15 protein-coding genes are annotated in these 20,544 nt (G+C 69.7%); 5 read left to right on the top strand and 10 right to left on the bottom strand.

Going from position 1 to position 20,544, the window contains the following annotated elements:
- Window position 1: 1 nt before the first annotated feature.
- Complete coding sequence (locus AXZ95_RS18575) at window positions 2–2,140, top strand: 3-hydroxyacyl-CoA dehydrogenase NAD-binding domain-containing protein (protein WP_018191280.1); 2,139 nt, start codon at window positions 2–4, stop codon at window positions 2,138–2,140.
- A 108-nt stretch (window positions 2,141–2,248) separates the two neighbouring features.
- Here the strand turns inward: AXZ95_RS18575 and AXZ95_RS18570 are convergent, their stop codons facing one another.
- From AXZ95_RS18570 to dut, 8 genes are all read right to left on the bottom strand, one after another.
- Complete coding sequence (locus AXZ95_RS18570; protein WP_018191281.1) at window positions 2,249–3,229, bottom strand: aldo/keto reductase; 981 nt, start codon at window positions 3,227–3,229, stop codon at window positions 2,249–2,251.
- Window positions 3,226–3,627, bottom strand: coding sequence for a MerR family transcriptional regulator (locus AXZ95_RS18565; protein ID WP_018191282.1), 402 nt, complete (start codon window positions 3,625–3,627; stop codon window positions 3,226–3,228). The genes AXZ95_RS18570 and AXZ95_RS18565 overlap by 4 nt, the downstream gene beginning before the upstream one ends.
- 155 nt (window positions 3,628–3,782) lie before the next feature.
- Window positions 3,783–5,741, bottom strand: coding sequence for a 1-deoxy-D-xylulose-5-phosphate synthase (gene dxs / locus AXZ95_RS18560; protein WP_018191283.1), 1,959 nt, complete (start codon window positions 5,739–5,741; stop codon window positions 3,783–3,785).
- Between the two features lie 222 nt (window positions 5,742–5,963).
- A complete protein-coding gene (acnA, locus tag AXZ95_RS18555; protein ID WP_018191284.1) occupies window positions 5,964–8,792 on the bottom strand; it encodes an aconitate hydratase AcnA in 2,829 nt (942 codons plus the stop codon).
- 139 nt (window positions 8,793–8,931) lie between these two features.
- Window positions 8,932–11,307, bottom strand: a complete 2,376-nt coding sequence (locus AXZ95_RS18550) for an HAD-IC family P-type ATPase (protein ID WP_018191285.1) — start codon at window positions 11,305–11,307, stop codon at window positions 8,932–8,934.
- A 37-nt stretch (window positions 11,308–11,344) separates the two neighbouring features.
- Window positions 11,345–12,142 carry a DUF3159 domain-containing protein gene (locus tag AXZ95_RS18545; RefSeq protein WP_018191286.1) on the bottom strand — a complete coding sequence of 266 codons (798 nt, stop codon included), beginning with the start codon at window positions 12,140–12,142 and terminating at the stop codon, window positions 11,345–11,347.
- Window positions 12,143–12,151: 9 nt separating this feature from the next.
- Window positions 12,152–12,760: a DUF3710 domain-containing protein gene (locus AXZ95_RS18540; RefSeq protein WP_026307200.1), complete on the bottom strand. Its 609-nt coding sequence runs from the start codon at window positions 12,758–12,760 to the stop codon at window positions 12,152–12,154.
- 65 nt (window positions 12,761–12,825) lie between these two features.
- Window positions 12,826–13,284 (bottom strand): dUTP diphosphatase, encoded by a 459-nt coding sequence (gene dut, locus AXZ95_RS18535; protein WP_018191288.1) that lies wholly within the window; start codon window positions 13,282–13,284, stop codon window positions 12,826–12,828.
- 40 nt (window positions 13,285–13,324) lie between these two features.
- Here dut and AXZ95_RS18530 point away from each other — a divergent pair, with 40 nt between their 5' ends.
- A complete protein-coding gene (locus AXZ95_RS18530) occupies window positions 13,325–13,771 on the top strand; it encodes a DUF3093 domain-containing protein (protein WP_018191289.1) in 447 nt (148 codons plus the stop codon).
- A gap of 11 nt (window positions 13,772–13,782) precedes the next feature.
- Here AXZ95_RS18530 and AXZ95_RS18525 read toward each other — a convergent pair whose 3' ends face one another.
- A complete protein-coding gene (locus AXZ95_RS18525; protein ID WP_026307201.1) occupies window positions 13,783–14,076 on the bottom strand; it encodes a DUF4193 domain-containing protein in 294 nt (97 codons plus the stop codon).
- Between the two features lie 203 nt (window positions 14,077–14,279).
- On the opposite strand from AXZ95_RS18525, the gene sepH reads away from it, so the two are divergent.
- Together sepH and AXZ95_RS18515 are read left to right on the top strand one after the other, a co-directional pair.
- Window positions 14,280–15,455, top strand: a complete 1,176-nt coding sequence (sepH, locus tag AXZ95_RS18520) for a septation protein SepH (protein WP_018191291.1) — start codon at window positions 14,280–14,282, stop codon at window positions 15,453–15,455.
- Window positions 15,456–15,509: 54 nt separating this feature from the next.
- Window positions 15,510–16,808 carry an acyltransferase gene (locus tag AXZ95_RS18515; RefSeq protein ID WP_018191292.1) on the top strand — a complete coding sequence of 433 codons (1,299 nt, stop codon included), beginning with the start codon at window positions 15,510–15,512 and terminating at the stop codon, window positions 16,806–16,808.
- Here the strand turns inward: AXZ95_RS18515 and AXZ95_RS18510 are convergent.
- On the bottom strand, window positions 16,756–17,880 hold the full coding sequence (locus tag AXZ95_RS18510; RefSeq protein WP_018191293.1) for an alkaline phosphatase family protein: 1,125 nt from the start codon (window positions 17,878–17,880) through the stop codon (window positions 16,756–16,758). The two genes, AXZ95_RS18515 and AXZ95_RS18510, sit on opposite strands and share 53 nt — an antisense overlap.
- 84 nt (window positions 17,881–17,964) lie before the next feature.
- Here AXZ95_RS18510 and AXZ95_RS18505 point away from each other — a divergent pair, with 84 nt between their 5' ends.
- Complete coding sequence (locus AXZ95_RS18505) at window positions 17,965–20,451, top strand: DNA topoisomerase IV subunit A (RefSeq protein ID WP_018191294.1); 2,487 nt, start codon at window positions 17,965–17,967, stop codon at window positions 20,449–20,451.
- The last annotated feature ends 93 nt before the right edge of the window (window positions 20,452–20,544 follow it).

Below are 20,544 nucleotides of genomic sequence, written 5' to 3'. Positions count from 1 at the left end.
CGTGACCGACTACAGCAAGATCGACTTCTCCCCCCTCGCCGACCTCACCGACGACGAAGTCGTCACCCACTCCTTCGTCCGGGATGTGCCGCTCCCCAGCGGCAAGACCCTCGCCCTGGTCACCCTCGACAACGGCCGCGACCACACCCGCCCCAACACCATGGGACCGGCGACGCTGCTGGAGCTCGGGAAGACCTTCGACGAGCTGACCGAGCGGGCGAAGCGCGGCGAGATCGACGCGGTCGCTGTCACCGGCAAGCCGTTCATCCTCGCCGCCGGGGCCGACCTCAGCCGTGTGGACGCCATCCCGAGCGTCGAGGTGGCGAAGCTGCTCCCGCAGCTGGGCCACTACGTCCTCGGCAAGCAGGCGACGTTCAGCGTGCCCTCGTTCGTCTTCACGAACGGCCTGGCGCTGGGCGGCGGTGTGGAGATCGGCCTCAACGCCGACTACCGCACCATCGACCGCAATGCGGCCGCCTTCGCCCTCCCCGAGGTGTTCCTCGGTCTCATCCCCGGCTGGGGCGGCGCGACGATCCTTCCGAACCTGATCGGCATCGAGAACGCCCTCAAGGTGGTCGTCGAGAACCCGCTGAAGCAGAACCGGATGCTGAAGCCGCAGGAGGTGTTCGACCTCGGCATCGCCGACGCGATCTTCGACTCGGCCAACTTCCTCGAGGACTCCCTCCGCTGGGCCGACAAGGTGCTCACCGGCGAGGTCGTCGTCAAGCGTCCGAACGAGCCGGGCAAAATCGAGCGGATGGTCAAGTGGGATGCCGCCATCGGCATCGCACGGAAGATGCTCGAGTCGCGCATCGGGACCGTCCCGAAGTCCCCGTACAAGGCGCTCGACCTGCTCAAGGCCGCGAAGTCGAACGACCGCGAGGCCGGGTTCGCCCTCGAGGACGACGCGCTCGCGGAGCTCATCGCCGGCGACCAGTTCCAGGCGAGCATCTACGCGTTCAACCTGGTGCAGAAGCGCGCGAAGCGCCCGGCCGGCGCCCCGGACAAGAAGCTCGCCAAGAAGGTCACCAAGATCGGCGTCATCGGCGCCGGGTACATGGCCAGCCAGTTCGCGCTGCTCTTCGTCCGCCGCCTCCGGGTGCCCGTGGTCATCACCGACCTCGACCAGGCTCACGTCGACAAGGGCGTCGCCTACATCCACGACGAGATCGGCAAGCTGCAGGAGAAGGGCCGCATCTCCCCCGACGAGGCCAACCGCCTGCGCGCGCTGGTCACCGGCACCACCGACAAGGCCGATTTCGCCGACTGCGACTGGGTCATCGAGGCGGTGTTCGAGGAGCTCGGCGTGAAGCAGGACGTCTTCGAGCAGGTGGAGCAGTTCATCTCCGACGAGGCGGTGCTCGCGACGAACACCTCCTCCCTGTCGGTGGAGCAGATCGGCGCGAAGCTGAAGCATCCCGAGCGCCTGGTGGGCTTCCACTTCTTCACTCCGGTCGCGGTCATGCCGCTGATCGAGGTCGTGAACACGCCGCTCACGGATGAGGCGACGCTGTCGACCGCGATGGTGACGGCCGCCGCGCTCAAGAAGAACGCGGTCATCACGGCCGACACCCCCGGCTTCGTCGTGAACCGCATCCTCGCGAAGATCCTCGGCGACGCGATGCACGCGGTCGACGACGGGACGCCCTTCGACGTCGTCGACGAGGCCATCGCGCCGCTCGGCCTGCCGATGGCGCCGTCCGCCCTGCTCGACCTGGTCGGGCTCAAGGTCGGCGCACACGTGCTCGACACCCACCACGCGGCCTTCCCCGACCGGTTCTACCGGTCGGAGAACCTCCACAAGCTCGCCGAGTACGGCACGCTGCTGGAGAAGGACGCCAAGGGCAAGGTGAAGGGCCTCGACAAGGGCGCGGCGAAGATCGTCTCCGGCGGCACGAACCCGTGGACGAAGGAGCAGATCCTGCGGACCCTCGAAGACGGCCTGGCCGACGAGATCCACCGCATGCTCGCCGACGACCACGTGGTCGAGGCGCCGGAGGACATCGACCTGTGCATGATCCTCGGCGCCGGCTTCCCGTTCCAGATGGGCGGCATCACGCCGTACCTGGATCGCGTCGGAGCCTCCGAGCGGGTGTTCGGGGACACGTTCCACCACCCGCCGGTCAAGGGCGTCGCCTAAGCACCGCCGAGTTGACACAACACGCCGTCCGCCAGATGTGGCGGACGGCGTGTTGCGTCAAGCAGCGTATTGCGTCAGACAGCGTGTTGCGTCAGGCAGCGGGATGGGTCAGCGGTTGACCGTCGACATGTCCGGGTAGCGGTCGCCCACGGGAGCGGCCACCGCATCCAGGCGGGCGATCTGCTCGTCGCTCAGGTGCAGGTCGGCGGCGGCGACGTTCTGCTCCAGGTTCTCCACCTTCGTGGTGCCCGGGATCGGTGCGATGTCGTCGCCCTTCGCCAGCAGCCACGCCAAGGCCACCTGGCCTGGCTTCGCGCCCAGCTCGCGGGCGACCTCGTCGACCTGCTCGACGATCCGGATGTTCGACTCCAGGTTGTCGCCCTCGAAGCGCGGGTTGAACCGGCGGAAGTCGTCGTCCGACAGCTGATCGAGCGACCGGATCGTGCCGGTGAGGAAGCCGCGCCCGAGCGGCGAGTACGGCACGAAGCCGATCCCGAGCTCGCGGACCGTCGGCAGCACCTCGGCCTCCGGGTCGCGCGTCCACAGCGAGTACTCCGTCTGGATGGCGGTCACCGGGTGCACGGCGTTGGCGCGGCGGATCGTCGCGGGCGCCGCCTCCGACAGCCCGTAGTGACGGATCTTGCCCTCCTCGATCAGCTCCTTCAACGCCCCGACGGTCTCCTCGATGGGCGTGTCCGGGTCCATCCGGTGCTGGTAGTACAGGTCGATGTGGTCGGTCTGAAGCCGGCGGAGGGAGCCTTCGACCGACAGCCGAACGTTCTCGGCCGAGCCGTCCATCCCGCGCTCGTCGTTCTGGCGGTGCTTGATGGTGCCGAACTTCGTGGCGATGACGACGCGGTCGCGGCGGCCGTCGGCGAACGCCTTCGCGAGCAGCTCCTCGTTCTTGTAGGGGCCGTACATCTCGGCGGTGTCGAAGAACGTCACGCCGAGGTCCATCGCCCGGTGGATGGTGCGGATCGAGCCGGCCTCGTCGGCACCGGCTCCGGTGTAGAACGCGGACATCCCCATGCAGCCGAGGCCCAGCTGCGAGACCTCCAGCTTCTCGGTTCCCAATGCGATCGTCTTCATGCGTCGTTCCCTTCCGTGACCTGGCCGACGCTCTGCCGGTACAGGTCGATCTTGTAGTCGATGGCCGCCAGGCTCGCCGTCATCTCCTCCAGTTGCCGCACGACGGCCATCCGGTGCAGGAGCAGCAGCTCCAGCCGTTCCGCCTGCGTGCCGTCGCCGTCGCGCGCGAGCACCACGTACTGGCGCATCGTCGCGATCGGCATGGCCGTCGAGCGCAGTTTCGTGAGGAACGTCACCCAGGTGACGTCCGCCTCGGTGTAGCGCCGATGGGTGGAGGATGCGCGCCCGACCGGAGTCAGCATCAGCCCTTCACGCTCGTAGTAGCGCAGGGTGTGGGTGGTGAGCCCGGTCCGCTCGGCGACGTCGGAGATCGACATCGCCGTCCGTGTGTCGGTCATATCGCCACAGTAGAACTTCGAGCGCACTCCAAGTCAACCGGGTCCCACACACCGCGAAGATTTGCGCCAAATCGTCGTTATGCGACGGCCATAACCGAGATTTGGCGCAAATCGTGCGGGAGGAGGGGTCGCGAACGGGGCGCGGGAGGGCAGCGTCAGGCGCGGCGCTTTTTGGCGGGGGCCGCGGCGGCGTCGGCTGCGGCCTCGTCGTCGGGCAGCGGACGCGCGATCGGGACGCGGCTGCCGAGCACCTGGGCGACCAGATCGCGCGCGATCTTCTGCGGCGTGAGCCCGGCGTCCTCGAGGATCTGGTCGCGCGACGCGTGGTCGATGAAGGCGTCCGGCAGGCCCAGCTCGTCCACGGCCGTGTCGATGCCCGCCTCGCGGAGGTCCTGTCGCACGCGAGTGCCGATTCCACCGACACGGATGCCGTCCTCGATCGTGACGACGATCCGGTGCTCCGCCGCGAGGGCGAGGATGCTCTTCGGCACCGGGACGACCCAGCGCGGGTCCACCACGGTCGCGCCGATCCCCTGCGCGGCGAGCCGGTCCGCGACTTTCAGCCCGAGGTCGGCCATGGGTCCGACGGTGACCAGCAGGACGTCCTTGCGGTCGCCCTCGCGCAGAACGTCGACCCCGTCGTCCAGCCGGCGGAGCGCCTCGATGTCGGGCTGCACGGAGCCCTTCGGGAAGCGCAGGACGGTCGGGGCATCATCCACGGCCACGGCCTCCCCCAGCTCCTCCCGGAACCGCGTGCCGTCGCGCGGAGCGGCCAGCCGGATGTTGGGCACGACCTGCAGGATCGCGAGGTCCCAGATCCCGTGGTGGCTCGGCCCGTCCGGACCGGTCACACCGGCACGGTCGAGCACGAACGTGACGCCCGCCTTGTGGAGGCCCACATCCATCAGCACCTGGTCGAACGCGCGGTTCATGAACGTGGCGTAGATGGCGACGACGGGATGCAGCCCGCCGAACGCGAGACCGGCGGCGCTGGTCGCCGCGTGCTGCTCCGCGATTCCGACGTCGTGGACACGCTCGGGGAACCGCTCGGCGAACTTGTGAAGGCCGGTGGGACGCAGCATCGCGGCCGTGATGCCGACGATCTTCGGATCCTTCTCGGCCAGGCGGACGATCTCGTCGGCGAAGACGCCGGTCCAGGAGGGCTTGCTCGACCCCTCCATCGGCTCGCCGGTCTCGGGGTCGATCTGGCCGACCGAGTGGAACTGGTCGGCCGCGTCGCGCAGCGCCGGCTCGTACCCGCGGCCCTTCTGCGTGATCGCGTGGACGATGACGGGCGCGCCGTAGTTCTTCGCCTGGCGCAGCGCCTCCTCCATGGCCTCGATATCATGGCCGTGGATGGGCCCGATGTACTTGATGTCGAGGTTCGAGTACAGCGCCTCGTTGTTGGAGAAGCGGCTCAGGAACCCGTGGAGGCCGCCGCGCACGCCGCGGTAGAACGAACGCCCAGGGGTGCCGAGCTTGTCGAACGCCTTGCGCGACGTGAGGTACAGGTTGCGGTAGCTCTTGCGGGTCCGCACCGTGTTGAGGAACCGCGCCATGCCGCCGATCGTCGGCGCGTAGGAGCGCCCGTTGTCGTTGACGACGATGATCAGCTTGCGGTTGTTGTCGTCCGAGATGTTGTTGAGGGCCTCCCACGTCATCCCGCCGGTGAGCGCGCCGTCGCCGACGACGGCCACGACGTGCCGGTCCTGCTGGCCGGTCAGCTCGAACGCCCGGGAGATGCCGTCCGCCCACGAGAGCGACGAGGAGGCGTGCGAGCTCTCGACGATGTCGTGCTCGGACTCCGACCGCTGCGGGTAGCCCGCCATGCCGCCGCGCTGCCGCAGCTGCGAGAAGTCCTGACGGCCGGTGAGCAGCTTGTGCACGTACGACTGGTGTCCGGTGTCGAACACGACGGCGTCGCGCGGGGAGTCGAAGACGCGGTGGATGGCGATGGTCGTCTCGACGACACCGAGGTTCGGTCCGAGGTGCCCGCCGGTCTTCGCCACGTTCGCCACCAGGAACGCGCGCACCTCGGCGGCGAGCTGGACGAGCTCCCGCTCGGTCAGCCTGTCGAGGTCACGGGGACCGTGGATGGTCTCGAGGATTCCCATGGTTTCGAGTCTAGGCGCGCCATCGTCAAGAGAGGCTCGGAAGCTGTCGTTCGACGGTCCCCTTGACAACATATGTTCCTTTCCCGCGGCACCGCGAACGCAGGCATCCGGCGGCGATGTGCGAAACGGAGGAGAAGCCAGGCCGACACGCCCGCAGACGCGGAAAAGGGAGGTGGCGACGGCCGTTCAGGCCGCCGACACCTCCGTTTCCGCGCGGCGTGCTTAGACGAGGCTCCGCAGCACGTACTGCAGGATGCCGCCGTTGCGGTAGTAGTCCGCCTCACCGGGGGTGTCGATACGGACGACCGCGTCGAACTCGACGGTCTGCTTGCCCGCGGGCGAGTTCTCGCTCGGCTCGGCGACCACGTGCACCGTCTTGGGCGTGGTGCCCTCGTTGAGCGCCTCGAGGCCGGTGATCGAGAACACCTCGGTGCCGTCGAGGCCAAGCGAGTCCGCGGACTCGCCGGCCGGGAACTGCAGCGGCACGACGCCCATGCCGATCAGGTTCGAGCGGTGGATGCGCTCGAAGCTCTCGGTGATCACCGCGCGGACGCCGAGGAGGCTGGTGCCTTTCGCCGCCCAGTCGCGCGACGAGCCGGAGCCGTACTCCTTGCCGCCGAGGATGACGAGCGGGGTGCCCTGCGCCTGATAGTTCTGCGACGCGTCGTAGATGAACGACTGCGGGGCGCCCTCCTGGGTGAAGTCGCGGGTGTAGCCGCCCTCGACGCCGTCGAGGAGCTGGTTGCGCAGGCGGATGTTCGCGAAGGTTCCGCGGATCATCACCTCGTGGTTGCCGCGGCGCGAGCCGTAGGAGTTGAAGTCCTTGCGGTCGATGCCGTGCTCGGTGAGGTACTGGCCGGCCGGGCTGTCCGCCTTGATGGAGCCGGCGGGCGAGATGTGGTCGGTGGTGACCGAGTCGCCCAGCTTGGCGAGCACGCGGGCGCCGACGATGTCGGTGACCGGGGTCGTGTCCAGAGTCATTCCCTCGAAGTACGGGGGCTTCCGCACGTAGGTCGACTTCTCGTCCCACTCGAAGACCGAGCCGGTCGGGGTCGGCAGCGACTTCCAGCGCTCGTCGCCCTCGAAGACGGACGCGTACTGGTGGACGAACATCCCCTCGTTGATCGACGAGTCGATGGTCTGCTGCACCTCGGCCGCGTCGGGCCAGATGTCCTTGAGGAAGACGTCGTTGCCCTCGGTGTCGGTGCCCAGCGGGTCGACCTCGAAGTCGAAGTTCATCGAGCCGGCGAGGGCGTACGCGATGACCAGCGGCGGGCTCGCCAGGTAGTTCATCTTGACGTCCGGGTTGATCCGGCCCTCGAAGTTGCGGTTGCCCGAGAGCACCGCGGTGACGGCGAGGTCGTTGTCGTTGACGGCCTGCGAGATCTCCTCGGGCAGCGGGCCCGAGTTTCCGATGCAGGTGGTGCAGCCGTAGCCGACCGTGTAGAAGCCGAGGGCCTCGAGGTCGTGCGTGAGGCCGGCCTTCTCGTAGTAGTCGGTGACGACCTTGGAGCCCGGCGCGAGGGTCGTCTTGACCCACGGCTTCGCCTTCAGGCCCTTCTTCGCCGCGTTGCGGGCGAGGAGGCCCGCGGCGAGCATGACCGACGGGTTGGAGGTGTTGGTGCACGACGTGATCGCCGCGATGGCGACGGCGCCGTGGTCGAGGACGAAGTCCTCGCCGTTCTCCGACAGACGCACGGGGACCGGGTTGGATGCGGCCTTCGGCGCGTGGCTGTGGTGGCTGTGCTGGTGGGTGCTGCGCGCATCCTCCGGCTGGAGCTCCCCGGGGTCGGACGCCGGGAAGGACTCGGAGATGGTCAGGTCGACCAGGTCGTGGGAGACGTCGGCGTAGTCGACGAGGTCCTTCTCGAACTGGTCCTTCGCGTGGCTCAACTCGATGCGGTCCTGCGGGCGCTTCGGACCGGCGATCGACGGGACGACCGTCGACAGGTCGAGCTCGAGGTACTCGCTGAAGACGGGCTCCACCGAGGGGTCGTGCCACAGGCTCTGCGCCTTGGAGTACTCCTCGACCAGCTGGACCTGCTCCTCGCTGCGGCCGGTGAGGCGCAGGTAGTCGAGGGTCACGTCGTCGATCGGGAACATCGCGGCGGTCGAGCCGAACTCGGGGCTCATGTTGCCGATGGTGGCGCGGTTCGCGAGCGGGACCTCGGCGACGCCCGCGCCGTAGAACTCGACGAACTTGCCGACGACGCCGTGCTTGCGCAGCATCTGCGTGATGGTCAGCACGACGTCGGTCGCGGTGACACCGGTCGGGATGGCGCCGGTCAGCTTGAAGCCGACGACCTTGGGGATGAGCATGGAAACCGGCTGGCCGAGCATGGCCGCCTCCGCCTCGATGCCGCCGACGCCCCAGCCGAGCACGCCGAGGCCGTTGACCATCGTGGTGTGCGAGTCGGTGCCGACGCAGGTGTCCGGGTAGGCGAGCAACTCGCCGTTCACCTCGCGGGTCATGGTGACGCGCGCCAGGTACTCGATGTTGACCTGGTGGACGATGCCGGTGCCCGGCGGGACGACCTTGAAGTCGTCGAAGGCGGTCTGGCCCCAGCGGAGGAACTGGTACCGCTCGCCGTTGCGCTCGTACTCGAGGTCGGTGTTCCGCTCCAGCGCGTTCTCCGTGCCGAACAGGTCGGCGATGACGGAGTGGTCGATGACCATCTCGGCCGGGGCGAGCGGGTTGATCTTCTTCGGGTCGCCGCCGAGGGCGGAGACCGCCTCGCGCATGGTGGCGAGGTCGACGATGCAGGGGACGCCGGTGAAGTCCTGCATGATGACACGGGCCGGCGTGTACTGGATCTCGGTGTCCGGCTCGGCGGCCGGATCCCAGCCACCCAGAGCGCGGATGTGGTCGGCGGTGATGTTCGCGCCGTCCTCCGTGCGGAGCAGGTTCTCGAGCAGGACCTTGAGGCTGAACGGGAGCCGCTCGTACCCCTCGACCGTGTCGATCCCGAAGATCGTGTAGTCCTTCGACCCGACCGTCAGTGTCCGCTTCGCACCGAAGCTGCCGTGTCCTGCGTTCTCGGTTGCAGTCACAATGCCCTCTCCTTCATCGGCAGGCGATGTCCACGCACGCCTCGTCCATCTTCCTCGTCCGTCGAAGCGCCTTTCCAGCAAGGTAACCCTAAATCGCCGAACCGGAAAGTATCTTGACGTCGAGATAAATCTAGCACGCTCAGAGCCGGTCGAAGACCAGCGAGCGGCGCTTCGCGAAGCGGTAGAAGAGCTCGACGCCGGCGGCCCCCACCGCGCCGACCGCGATGCCCCACGCCAGCGCCCCGTCCGCCTGCAGATGCATCTCGAAGAAGGACGCGGTGAACGGGATGAAACACACCAGCGCGAACGCGACGGCGACCGCGGCGAGGAGCAGCCACCGCATCCCGGTCAGCGGCCGCGTGAGCACGCACAGGATCCACAGCGACACGCAGAACAGCGCGACGGTGGTCACACTGCGGGCCTCGTGCAGCGGGATGCTGCCGTAGAGCGGCGCGTAGGCGACGATCGCCGTCACTCCGGCGATGAGGCCGGTCGGCACAGAGTACTTCAGCACCCGGCCGAGCACGCCGGGCGTGTAGATGCGCTTGTTGGGGGCGAGCGCGAGGAAGAAGGACGGGATGCCGATGGCGAGCGTCGAGACGAGCGTCAGCTGCCGCGGGAGGAACGGGAACGGCCACAGCACGACGGCGCTGACGAGGGCGAGCAGGATGCCGTAGGTCGTCTTCGCGAGGAAGATATTCGACACGCGCTCGACGTTGGCGATCACGCGCCGTCCGGAGGCGAGCACATCGGGCAGCCGGTCGAAGCGGTCGTCGAGCAGCACGACCCGCGAGACGGCCTTCGTCGCGGCCGTGCCGGTGCCCATCGCGATGCCGAGGTCGGCATCCTTCACCGCCATCGCGTCGTTCACGCCGTCGCCGGTCATCGCGACCGTCCTGCCGCGCTCCTTGAGCAGCCGGACCGCCGTGCGCTTCTGGTCGGGGCTGACGCGGCCGAGAACGCTCGCGGTGTCCAGCGCCGCGGCGAGCGCTTCGTCGGTCGTCAACGTGGACGCATCCACAGCCTCGCCCTCCAGCTGGAGCTCGCGCGCGATGGCCGCGACGGTGACCGGATTGTCGCCCGACATCACCACGACGCGCACCGCCTGCTCGCGGAAGTAGCCGAGGGTGTCGCGCGCCTCCGGCCGCAGTGTCTCGGCGAGGAGCACGAGCAGCGCGGGCTCCACCCGCGTCCCGGTCAACGGCCGGTGGACGTCCGCGGGCAGCGGATCGACCGCCCGCGCCAGCGCAAGCGTCCGCAGCCCGGTGGCCGCCAACTCCGTCGCGCGGGCCAGCGCCTCCGGGTGCTCCTCCAGTACACGCTCGGGAGCGCCGAGCACCCACGCGCTCTCGGCGCCGTCGACCGTGATCGCCACCGCACTGTACTTCGTGGCCGAGCTGAACGGGATGCGCCGGGTCACCCGGAACCGGTCGCTGCGGAACCGCGATCCGAGCAGGCCGGACGTCGCGTTGCCCGCCTCATCCGATCCGAACGCGGCGAGCGCCGTCTCGGCCAGCTCCACGACGGCCGCGTCGCCGATGGCCTCCGTGCCGTGCAGGGAGAGTTCGCCGGTGGTCAGGGTGCCGGTCTTGTCGAGGCACAGCACATCCACGCGGGCGAGCACCTCGACGGCGGCGAGCTCCTGGACGAGCACCTTCTTGGTGGCGAGCTGGATGGCGGCGACTCCGAACGCGAGGCTCGTCAGCAGTACGAGCCCCTCCGGGATCATGCCGACGACCGCGGCGACGGCGTCGAGCAGCGCGCGCCGCCAGCGGTCGTCGACGAAGATCTCCGAGAACCCGCCGTAGGTGAGCACGCGCCCGATCACCGTCACGATGATGAGCGGGCCGAGGATCCATGACAGGTACACCAGGATGCGGTTGGTCGCCTCGCGCAGCTCCGACCGCACCAGCGAGTGCTTGCGGATCTCGCTGGTCAGCCGGCTGGCGTAGGAGTCGGCCCCGACTGCCGTGACGAGCGCGAGTCCGGTGCCGGTGACGACGTGCGAGCCCGAGAGGAGCGGCGCCTCCGCATCCTTGAACACGGGGTCCGACTCCCCCGTCAGCATCGATTCGTCCAGCGACAGCCCCGTTCTCTCGACCACCACGGCGTCGGCGGGGATCTGATCGCCCGGGCGCAGCACGAGCAGATCGTCGATCACGACGTCCTCCAGGGCGACCGTGGCGACCTCCCCGTCGCGGCGCACGCGGCTGTGCGGCGCGGCCAGCAGCGCCGCGCGGTCGAGCACGCGCTTCGCGCGGTACTCCTGCACGATGCCGATCAGCGCGTTGACGACGACGATGCCGAAGAAGAACCCGTCGCGCAGGTCGCCGAGCAGCACGACGGCGATGAAGCAGGCGGTGAGGATGCCGTTGAACAGCGTGAAGATGTTCTCGCGCAGGATGTCGCCGAGCGAGCGCGAGCTCGGCTGCGTCTGCGTGTTCGCGCGACCCGCCGCGACCCGCTCCGCCACCTGGGCGGCCGTCAGCCCGGTCTGCGTCCCCGCGTCCAGCATCCGTCCCCCTCCGTCGCCCGCGAGCCTGCGACCGCCCCTAGCGGCCCGAGGCCGTGCGGCGCGGCGCGGCCGCCTTCTGCGGGAACTGCGCCTTGACCACGAACCACGTCACGAGCAGCAGCGGCGCGTACAGCGGGACGCCCATGAGGAGCTTGGTGAGGGCGAGCGCGCTGGTCGCTTCGTCCGTGTGCGCCAGATAGAGAGGTACCTGCACGACGAGGCGCGCGACGAAGAGCAGCAGCCACAGGAAGGTGAGCGCCTGCATCACCCGGAACTTCCGCTTGTCGCTGCGCCAGGCGACCCCGTCGCCCATCAGATAGCCGGCGGCGAGCCCGATGATGGGCCAGCGGACCAGCATCGAGATGAGGATGCCGGCGGCGTACGCGGCGTTGGTCCAGATCCCGAACAGGAAGTTGTCTTCGCCGCGTCCGGTGATGAGCGCGAGGATCGCCGAGATGCCCACACCGATCAGGCCGGCCAGCGCCTGCGTGAGCGGTGTCTTGCCGATCACGCGCAGCACGGTGAAGACGACCGCGACGGCGACCGAGCAGCCGATCGACAGCGGGACGTTCTGCGTGAAGGTGAAGAGGATGAGGAAGACGAGCCCGGGAAGGATCGTCTCGCACAGCCCGCGGATGCCGCCGAGCGCGCCGAGGAGCGCCGCGCCCGTGGAGGCGTCGGTCTCCGCCAGCTGCCCCAGGCCCGAGCGGCGGGCGGCCGCGGCGATGCTGTCGCCCAGGGCGGGAGTCGGCGCGTCTGTGCCTGTCCGGTCCTCCGCCGTGTCGGCCGGGTCGGCCGGCGTGCTCTTCCGGTCGGGCCGGTCCTGATCGGTCATGCGTGCGCCTTAGAGAGAGGAGTAGTCGTTCTCGTTGCCGGTCGTCGGCGCGGCCGGCATCCGCAGCGGGATGAGGTCGCGCGGCGGCATCGGCACCGAACCGCGGACCACGACGATGCTGCGGAACAGGTCTTCGACGAGCGCGGCCGCCTCCGGCTGCACCGCCGCGTCGCCCGCGATCACGCCGCGGAGGAACCAGCGCGGGCCGTCGACGCCGACGAAGCGCGCGACGCGCGTCTCCACCGGACCGCCGTCGGGCGCCGCAACGGGGATCTCGGCCACGAGCTCCGGACCAAACGCGCCGTCGCGCTCGGAGACCCGGCCGCCCTGGCGCTGGATCTGGTCGGTGATCTGCTCGCGGATCTCGTGCCACAGTCCGGTCGACCGCGGCGCCGCGAACGGCTGCACCTGCAGGGTGGAGCCGGCGTAGTCCAGACCGACCGCGACGACGCGCTGGGTCTCCTCCTCGACCTCGAGGCGCAGGTGCAGACCCTCGCGCGGGAGGATCTTCACCCCGCCGAGGTCGACGTACGGGCGAACCGGGTTGGCCTCGCTCTCGTCGAGCGGCCCCTCGGTCTCGCGGTCCGGCGGGGCCGACTTCTCGAACTCCGCCTCCAGGCCGTCGTCCTGCTGCTCGAGCTCTGCGCCCTCCTCGGCTCCGCGAGGGGTGTCGCTGATGTCGCTCACGCGTGTTCTCCTGACTCGGTCACGGTGTACCCGGACGAGCCGAAGCCCGCGGTGCCGCGGTGGCTGTCCGGGAGGGAGTCGACGGGGATGAACCGGGCCCGCGTGACCGGCATGACGATCAGCTGGGCGATCCGGTCGCCGACGGCGATATCGTACGGCATCGACCTGTCGGTGTTGAGAAGGGTCACCCGGATCTCGCCGCGGTATCCCGCATCCACCGTCCCCGGCGCGTTCACGATCGTGAGGCCGTGCCGCATGGCGAGGCCGCTGCGCGGGACGACGAACGCGGCATAGCCGTCTGGGAGGGCGATGGACACTCCGGTCGGCATCGTGAAGCGCTCCCCCGGCCCCAGCGTCACCGCCTCCGCGGCGCACAGGTCGGCGCCGGCGTCGCCCGGGTGCGCGTACGCGGGCAGGGCGGAGGCGATGATCGGGACGTCGACGGTATCGGTCACGTGTCAGAGGCTAGTGCAGAAGTCTGATCGAATAGAGGTCATGGACCTGTACCGAGAGCGACTCTGGGCGACCCCCTGGCTGTTCATCTCCACCCTGCTCGTCATCCCCGCGGTCATGCTCGTCTTCGCGCCGATCAACTTCGCCGTCGGTGTCGTCCTCGCGATCGTGATCTACGTCGCCTTCGCGATCTTCCTGGTCGCGACGGCGCCCGTCATCCGGGTGACGAAGGAGGAGCTGGTCGCCGGCCACGCGCGCATCCCGCTCGACCTGGTCGGCGAGCCGACGGCCTTCCGCGGCGACGACGCGACCCTGGAGCGCGGCCGCCGTCTCGACGCGCGGGCGTGGCTGCTCATCCGCGGCTGGATCAAGCCGGTCGTGAAGGTCCCGGTCGTGGATCAGGACGACCCGGCGCCCTACTGGCTCCTCTCAACAAGAAACCCGGACCAGCTGGTCCGGGTTCTCGATGAGGCTCGCCTCAGTTCCTAGTTCGTTCGACGTCAGGCGGCGCACTCCACGCAGATCGGTCCGAGCTTCGTCTCGTGATCGATCTGGGAGCGGTGCTTCACCAGGAAGCAGTTCACGCACGTGAACTCGTCCGCCTGAGGAGGCAGCACCACGACGTCGAGGTCGAGGTCGGAGAGGTCGGCACCGGGGAGCTCGTATCCACCGGGGTTGTCAGCATCTTCGACGTCGACGACCCCCGACATCTTGTCCGGGACACGCTCCTTGAGGGCCTCGATCGACTCGGAGTCGTCCTCGGTCTTCCGCGGTGCGTCGTAATCCGTTGCCATGCCCATCCACTTCTCGTCGTAACGGCCGATTCTCGCAATCGGCGGCCATAGTTTGCATCAATCGCCCCTGAATAGCAAAACCAAACAGGAGCCTCTCAGCATTGCTCGGTGTGCAACTTCCGGCACGCCCGCTGTATTCCCCGGAATGCCTTCTGCTCCGTGGCATCCTGGGGCCGTACGAACGAGCTCGGAAGGCAATCCACATGCAGGATTTGAAGGTCATCGGGGTCGAGAACGGCGCGCTGGTCGCCGTCGGCGACGACGGTGAGCGTTTCCGCATCGCCGTGGACGAGGCGTTGCAGTCGAAAGTGCGCCAGGTGCGGCAGGAGACGCCCGCCGACGCGCCCAAACTCTCACCGCGCGAAGTGCAGGCCCACATCCGTTCCGGCATGTCCGCCGAGGACGTCGCCGCGGTCACCGGAGCCCCGCTGGAGTACGTGCAGCGCTTCGAGGGACCGATCATCGCCGAGCGCGAGCACATCGTCGCAAGCGCCCTCAGCGTCCCCGTGCACACCTCCGACGCCGTCGACCCGCTCGGCGAAGCCGAGACGTTCGGCTCGGTCATCCGCGACCGCCTCGCATCGCTCGGTGTCGCGGGCGAGCGCTGGGCGAGCTGGAAGGACAGCGAGACCGGCTGGATCGTGAAGCTGGAGTTCACGGCGGACACGATCGACCACGACGCCCGCTGGTCGTACGACGCGCGCAAGCACGCCCTCGCACCGCTCAACTCGGAGGCGACCACGCTGTCGCAGGCCGGAGAGCTGCGCGGCGGCTCCCTCATCCCCCGTCTCCGTGCCGTGCTCCCGCACGAGGGCGAGCCGGACAGCTCCCGCTTCGACAGCGGAGCCTTCACGTTCCCCGCCCCGGCCGCCGACCTGATGGGTCCGGAGATCACCGCGCCCATCGAGCCGCTGCCGCAGGGCCGAACGCCCGGCGCCAACAACTCGATCACCGTCTCGGCCATCAAGCGCGCCGACGACGGTGCCCCGCGCGACCTGCACCAGACCGCCGACCTGCTGGAGGCCTTGCGCCGCCGCCGCGGTGAGAGGGAGGCCGCCGGCTACGAGGACCGCCCGACGCCGACCGATGCGGCGCCGCTGGATGTCGTGCCGACGGCGTCGACCGAGGCGCCGGTCACGCCGGCCCCGGCCGCGACGCCGTTCCGTCTCATCGACGAGCGTCCGCCCGCGGCCGAGCAGCCGCCGCTCCCCCTCGACGTTCCGGCGCCGCCGAGCGGTCCGTCCAACGGCGGGCCGTCGAACGCCGGGCCGTCGAACGACTCCGGCCCGCAGCCCTCGTCTCGCAAGAAGGGGCGGGCAGCCATGCCGAGCTGGGACGAGATCGTCTTCGGCGCCCGAACGGACGACGACCTGGCCTGACGGATCGCCGTTCCCGGTGCGGGAGCGCCGTATATCGTCCTTTATCCTGTGGGAATGCTTCCAACCGACCCTGCACGGACGATCAGTTCTGCCCTGCGCGGACATGACAACGCGCTCGGGCTGATCCGGCTCGTCCTCGCTCTGGCGGTCCTGGTCTCCCACACGTGGCCGCTCGGTGGGTTCGGACATGATCCAGGGAGCGGGATCAGCCGCGGTCAGACGACGCTCGGCGGACTGGCCGTCGGCGGGTTCTTCGCCATCAGCGGCTACCTCATCACCAAGAGCGGGATGTCCGCCGACGTGATGCAGTTCCTCTGGCGCCGCGTCCTTCGCATCTTCCCCGCGTTCCTGCTCGTGCTCCTGCTCTCCGCACTGGCGCTCGGACCGGTCATCTGGATGCTGGACGGCCACTCGCTCCCCGAGTACTTCGCGCGCTCCGCCGCCAGCCCCTGGCACTACATCGGATCCAATTGGACGCTGACGGTCGGCACCTGGGGCATCCTCGACGTCTTCCAGCACTCGACCCCGTACGGCGTGCACACCGGCACCAGCGTGTTCAACGGCTCGATGTGGACGCTCAGCCACGAATGGGCCTGCTATCTCATGGTCGCCATCCTGCTGGTCGCCGGCGTGCTCACGAAGGCCCGGCCGGTGGTCGTCGCGGTCGCGGTCGTGATCTTCGCCGGGCAGATCGTTCAGCTGGTGAGCCCCGGCACGATGGGTGCCGTCCTGCCGCCGCTGGGCAACCCCGAGTTCCTCTCCCTCGCCTACCCGTTCGCGGTGGGCGCCGTGTTCGCGGTCTACTCCCGCTCCATCCCGTTGACACCCCGCTTCGGAATCGCAGCCGGCGTCGTGCTCGTCTGGACTCTGCTCAATGGCGGCTACGCCGTCGTGGGCGTCCCGGCCGGCGTCTACTTCGTGCTCTGGCTCGGCTCCGCGATCCCCGGCCGGCTGCGGAAGGTCGGGCAGAAGAACGACATCTCCTACGGCGTCTATCTCTATGCCTTCCCGGTTCAGCAGACGCTCGCCTATTTCGGCCTCTACAAGCTCGGCGTCATCCCGATGATCCTCGGCGCTGCCGCGATCACGCTCGGCCTGTCGTGGTTGAGCTGGCGTTACGTGGAGAGCCCGGCCATGTCGCTCAAGGGCTGGGGGCCCGGCCGCGGGTTCGCCTACTGGGTGCAGCGGTTCCGGCGCGCCACCGGACCGGCCGGAGAGGCGGGAGCCGTATCCGAGAACGCCGCCCCGGCTTCCGCGGCTTCCCCCGCGACGCACGTCGCGCATCCGGTCACGGCGGAACTCAGCCTGCCGCTCCGAACCGCAGCAGCGGAACCCGCGTCTCCTCCGGCGTGAGCGAGCCGTGCTGGCCGACCATGTTGCGGCCGGTCCGCTGGGGGTCGCGGCCGTCGTAGTACGCGATGCGCTTGCGCGCAGCGACCAGCACATCCCCGATCCGCGGTGCGACCTCGGGGTCGACCCGCTCGCCGAACCAGCCGGCGTCGACCGCCTCGGCGCGCGTCGCCACCCACGACCGGTCGCCTTCGGCGTCGCGCCAGCGCTCGGCGACGGCCACCGGTGAGGCGCCGTCCTCGACGTAGAGGTGCAGCAGCCGCGGCTCGCCGGCGATGTCCGCGACGTCCTGCAGGAGCTCGGGCGCGGTGTCGTACAGGATGTGGCCGCTTTCCGGCACATCCACCGCGCCGTGGTCGGCGGTCAGCAGCGCGCCGCGCCCCGAGCCGAGGCGGCGCGCGAAGTCGGCGACCAGCGCATCCAGGGTCTCCAGGGCGGCCGTCCACTCCGACGACTCCCAGCCGCGGGCGTGCGCCAGCTGGTCGAGCTCGGCGACATAGAGATAGGTGAGGCCCGGCCCCGTGGTCGCCAGCACGTCGGCCGCCGCGGCGAACCGGTCGGCCATCGACTGGACGCCGACGAACTCCGCTCCGCGTAGCACGGCCGCGGTGAAGCCGGTGCCGGCGAACTTCGGGAGGGCGATCGCGCGCGGCGTGACGCCCCGCTCCGCAGCCTGCTCGAAAACCGTGCGCGACCGCTGCCAGGTCTGCGGATCCATCCGCTCGTCCCAGCCGGTCAACTGGTTCGTCAGACGGCCGGCGCCGTCACGCACGCGGTAGCCGACCAGGCCGTGCTCGCCGGGCGTCGTCCCGGTCGTCAGGGTGGCGAGCGCCGCCGCCGTCGTCGTCGGGAACCCGGCGTCGATCGTGGTCGTCTTCCCGAGCAGCGGGGCGAGCGTCCTCGCGTGCCCGGCGCGGGCACGGAGGGCCGCTGCGCCGAGCCCATCGACCACGATGACGACGACGTGCTCCATCCGCGGCAGGCCGAGGTCGTTCGTCTCTCCCGAGAGCGCGGCGAGCGAACTCGGCAGAACCGTGGCGAGGCTCGCTCTCGTCGTGAACGCGGCCGGTAGCATGGGGGGCATCCGGCCCAGTCTGGCACAGCGATCCCGCCGCCCGACAAGCCGCCCCCGCCCCTTCGCACCGCACAGAATGCCCGAATGACACCTGCAGACGACAAGCCCGCCGCCGGAACGACGGAACGCATCGAAGACGTCGACGTCACGACCGAGATGCAGGGCTCGTTCCTCGAATACGCCTACTCGGTGATCTACTCGCGGGCCCTCCCCGACGCCCGCGACGGCCTCAAGCCCGTGCAGCGCCGCATCCTGTACATGATGACGGAGATGGGCCTCCGCCCCGACCGCGGCCACGTGAAGTCGGCGCGTGTCACCGGCGAGGTCATGGGAAAGCTGCACCCGCACGGCGACAGCGCCATCTACGACGCCCTGGTGCGGATGGCGCAGGACTTCACCCTCCGCGTCCCGCTGGTCGACGGGCACGGCAACTTCGGTTCGCTCGACGACGGCCCCGCGGCCGCCCGATACACCGAGGCACGCCTCGCCGCCGCCGCCCTCGCGATGACGGAAGACCTCGACGAGGACGTCGTCGACTTCGTCCCCAACTACGACAACCAGCTGATGCAGCCGGATGTGCTGCCCGCGGCGTTCCCGAACCTGCTCGTCAACGGCGCGAGCGGCATCGCCGTCGGCATGGCCACCAACATGGCGCCGCACAACCTCATCGAGGTCGTCGGCGCGGCCCGGCACCTCCTCGAGAACCCGGACGCCACGCTCGACGACCTGATGGAGTACGTCCCCGGCCCCGACCTCCCCGGCGGCGGAACGATCGCCGGCCTCGCGGGTGTCCGCGACGCCTACGCGACCGGTCGCGGCAGCTTCCGGATGCGCGCCAAGGTGACCGTCGAATCCATCACCGCGCGCAAGAGCGGCCTCGTCGTCACCGAGCTGCCCTACCTGGTGGGCCCCGAGAAGGTGATCGAGAAGATCAAGGACGGCGTCAACGCCAAGAAGCTCAACGGCATCTCCGACGTCACCGACCTCTCCGACCGCCAGAACGGCCTCCGGCTGGTCATCGGCCTCAAGACCGGGTTCAGCCCGGAGGCGGTGCTCGAGCAGCTCTACCGGTACACGCCGCTCGAAGAGGGCTTCGCGATCAACAACGTCGCCCTGGTCGCCGGCGGACCGCAGACGCTCGGCCTGCGCGACCTGCTGCAGGTGTACCTCGACCACCGCATCAGCGTGGTCACCCGCCGCTCGCAGTTCCGCCTCGCCCGTCGCAAAGAGCGGCTGCACCTGGTCGAAGGCCTGCTCATCGCCATCCTCGATATCGACGAGGTCATCCAGGTCATCCGCACGTCCGACGACACGGAGCAGGCGCGCGGCCGCCTGATGCAGGTGTTCGACCTCAGTACGCTGCAGGCCGACTACATCCTCGAGCTGCGGCTGCGCCGCCTCACGAAGTTCAGCCGGATCGAGCTCGAGACCGAGCGCGACCAGCTCCGCCGCGAGATCGACGAGCTGGAGGCGCTGCTCGCGTCGCGCCAGGCCATCAACGACCTGGTGTCGGACGAGCTGGAGCGGGTGGCCGCCACGTTCGGCACCCCGCGCCGCACCCTGCTCACCGAGGCCAAGCCGTCGATCGCCGGCGCATCGCGCAGCAAGGCGGCCACCGTGCAGCTCGAGGTCGCCGACGTGCCCACGCGTGTGTTCCTGTCGACGACCGGGCGCATCCTGCGCGTGGATGCCGTCGTCGGCGCCGACGGTGCGGAGGGCGGCCTCGACCGCATCCAGGCGCCAGCCCGCCGCAGCAAGCACGACGCCATCCTGTCGCAGCTGGACACCACCAGCCGCAGCGAGATCGGCGCCGTGACGAACCGCGGCCGGCTCATCCGCTTCTCCCCCGTCGACCTTCCCGCTGTGCCGGCCAACTCCATCCAGCTGGCCGCGGGGGTGAAAGTCGGCGACTACCTCGCGCTCGCGGACAAGAAGGAGCGCATCCTCGCCCTCGCCTCACTCGACTCGGAGCGCACGATCGCGCTCGGCACCGCCCAAGGCGTCGTGAAGCGTGTGGCCGCGGGCGACTGGGCGAACAAGCCGGAGTTCGAGATCATCTCGCTCAAGGACGGCGACGAGGTGGTCGGGGCCACGACGGTCACGGACGCGGACGAGTTCGTGTTCGTCTCCAGCGACGCCCAGCTGCTGCGGTTCGCCGCGTCCAGCGTCCGTCCGCAGGGCCGGGCGGCCGGCGGAATGGCGGGCATCAACCTCGGTGCGGGCGCGCGCGTCATCTACTTCGGTGCCGTCTCCGCCGAGGAGGCCGAGACAGCGGTCGTCGCGACCATCGCGGCCAGCGACGCCACGCTCCCCGGCGCCGACCCCGGCACGGCCAAAGTCAGCGACTTCGCGGAGTTCCCCGCGAAAGGGCGCGCGACCGGCGGTGTGCGGGCGCAGCGGTTCCTCAAGGGCGAGAACGAGCTCGTGCTCGCCTGGGCCGGCCCGGCACCCGCTCACGCGGTCGCGCCGGACGGTGCCGCGCGGAACCTCCCCGAGGGCGGCTCGCGCCGCGACGGCTCGGGCACTCCGCTCGACACGGTCGTCGGCTCCATCGGCCGCCGCATCGGCTGACCCCGCGCCCCTCCCCTCGCGCCGAACCCCCACCGTCGAGTCCGCAAACTTTGCACACCACGCGCCGCGTGGGCGTGCAAAGTTTGCGGACTC

Source organism: Leifsonia sp. 115AMFTsu3.1, from assembly GCF_004362795.1.
GTDB lineage: Bacteria > Actinomycetota > Actinomycetes > Actinomycetales > Microbacteriaceae > Leifsonia.
This window is presented reverse-complemented; position numbering and strand designations above follow the sequence as displayed.

Bases quoted from the DNA above. Each gene is read 5' to 3' on its own strand.
- AXZ95_RS18570 (WP_018191281.1), bottom strand. From the start codon at position 3,229: ATGAAGACGATCGCATTGGGAACCGAGAAGCTGGAGGTCTCGCAGCTG.
- AXZ95_RS18565 (WP_018191282.1), bottom strand. From the start codon at position 3,627: ATGACCGACACACGGACGGCGATGTCGATCTCCGACGTCGCCGAGCGG.
- dxs (WP_018191283.1), bottom strand. From the start codon at position 5,741: ATGGGAATCCTCGAGACCATCCACGGTCCCCGTGACCTCGACAGGCTG.
- AXZ95_RS18550 (WP_018191285.1), bottom strand. From the start codon at position 11,307: ATGCTGGACGCGGGGACGCAGACCGGGCTGACGGCCGCCCAGGTGGCG.
- AXZ95_RS18545 (WP_018191286.1), bottom strand. From the start codon at position 12,142: ATGACCGATCAGGACCGGCCCGACCGGAAGAGCACGCCGGCCGACCCG.
- AXZ95_RS18530 (WP_018191289.1), top strand. From the start codon at position 13,325: ATGGACCTGTACCGAGAGCGACTCTGGGCGACCCCCTGGCTGTTCATC.
- AXZ95_RS18525 (WP_026307201.1), bottom strand. From the start codon at position 14,076: ATGGCAACGGATTACGACGCACCGCGGAAGACCGAGGACGACTCCGAG.
- sepH (WP_018191291.1), top strand. From the start codon at position 14,280: ATGCAGGATTTGAAGGTCATCGGGGTCGAGAACGGCGCGCTGGTCGCC.
- AXZ95_RS18515 (WP_018191292.1), top strand. From the start codon at position 15,510: ATGCTTCCAACCGACCCTGCACGGACGATCAGTTCTGCCCTGCGCGGA.
- AXZ95_RS18510 (WP_018191293.1), bottom strand. From the start codon at position 17,880: ATGCTACCGGCCGCGTTCACGACGAGAGCGAGCCTCGCCACGGTTCTG.
- AXZ95_RS18505 (WP_018191294.1), top strand. From the start codon at position 17,965: ATGACACCTGCAGACGACAAGCCCGCCGCCGGAACGACGGAACGCATC.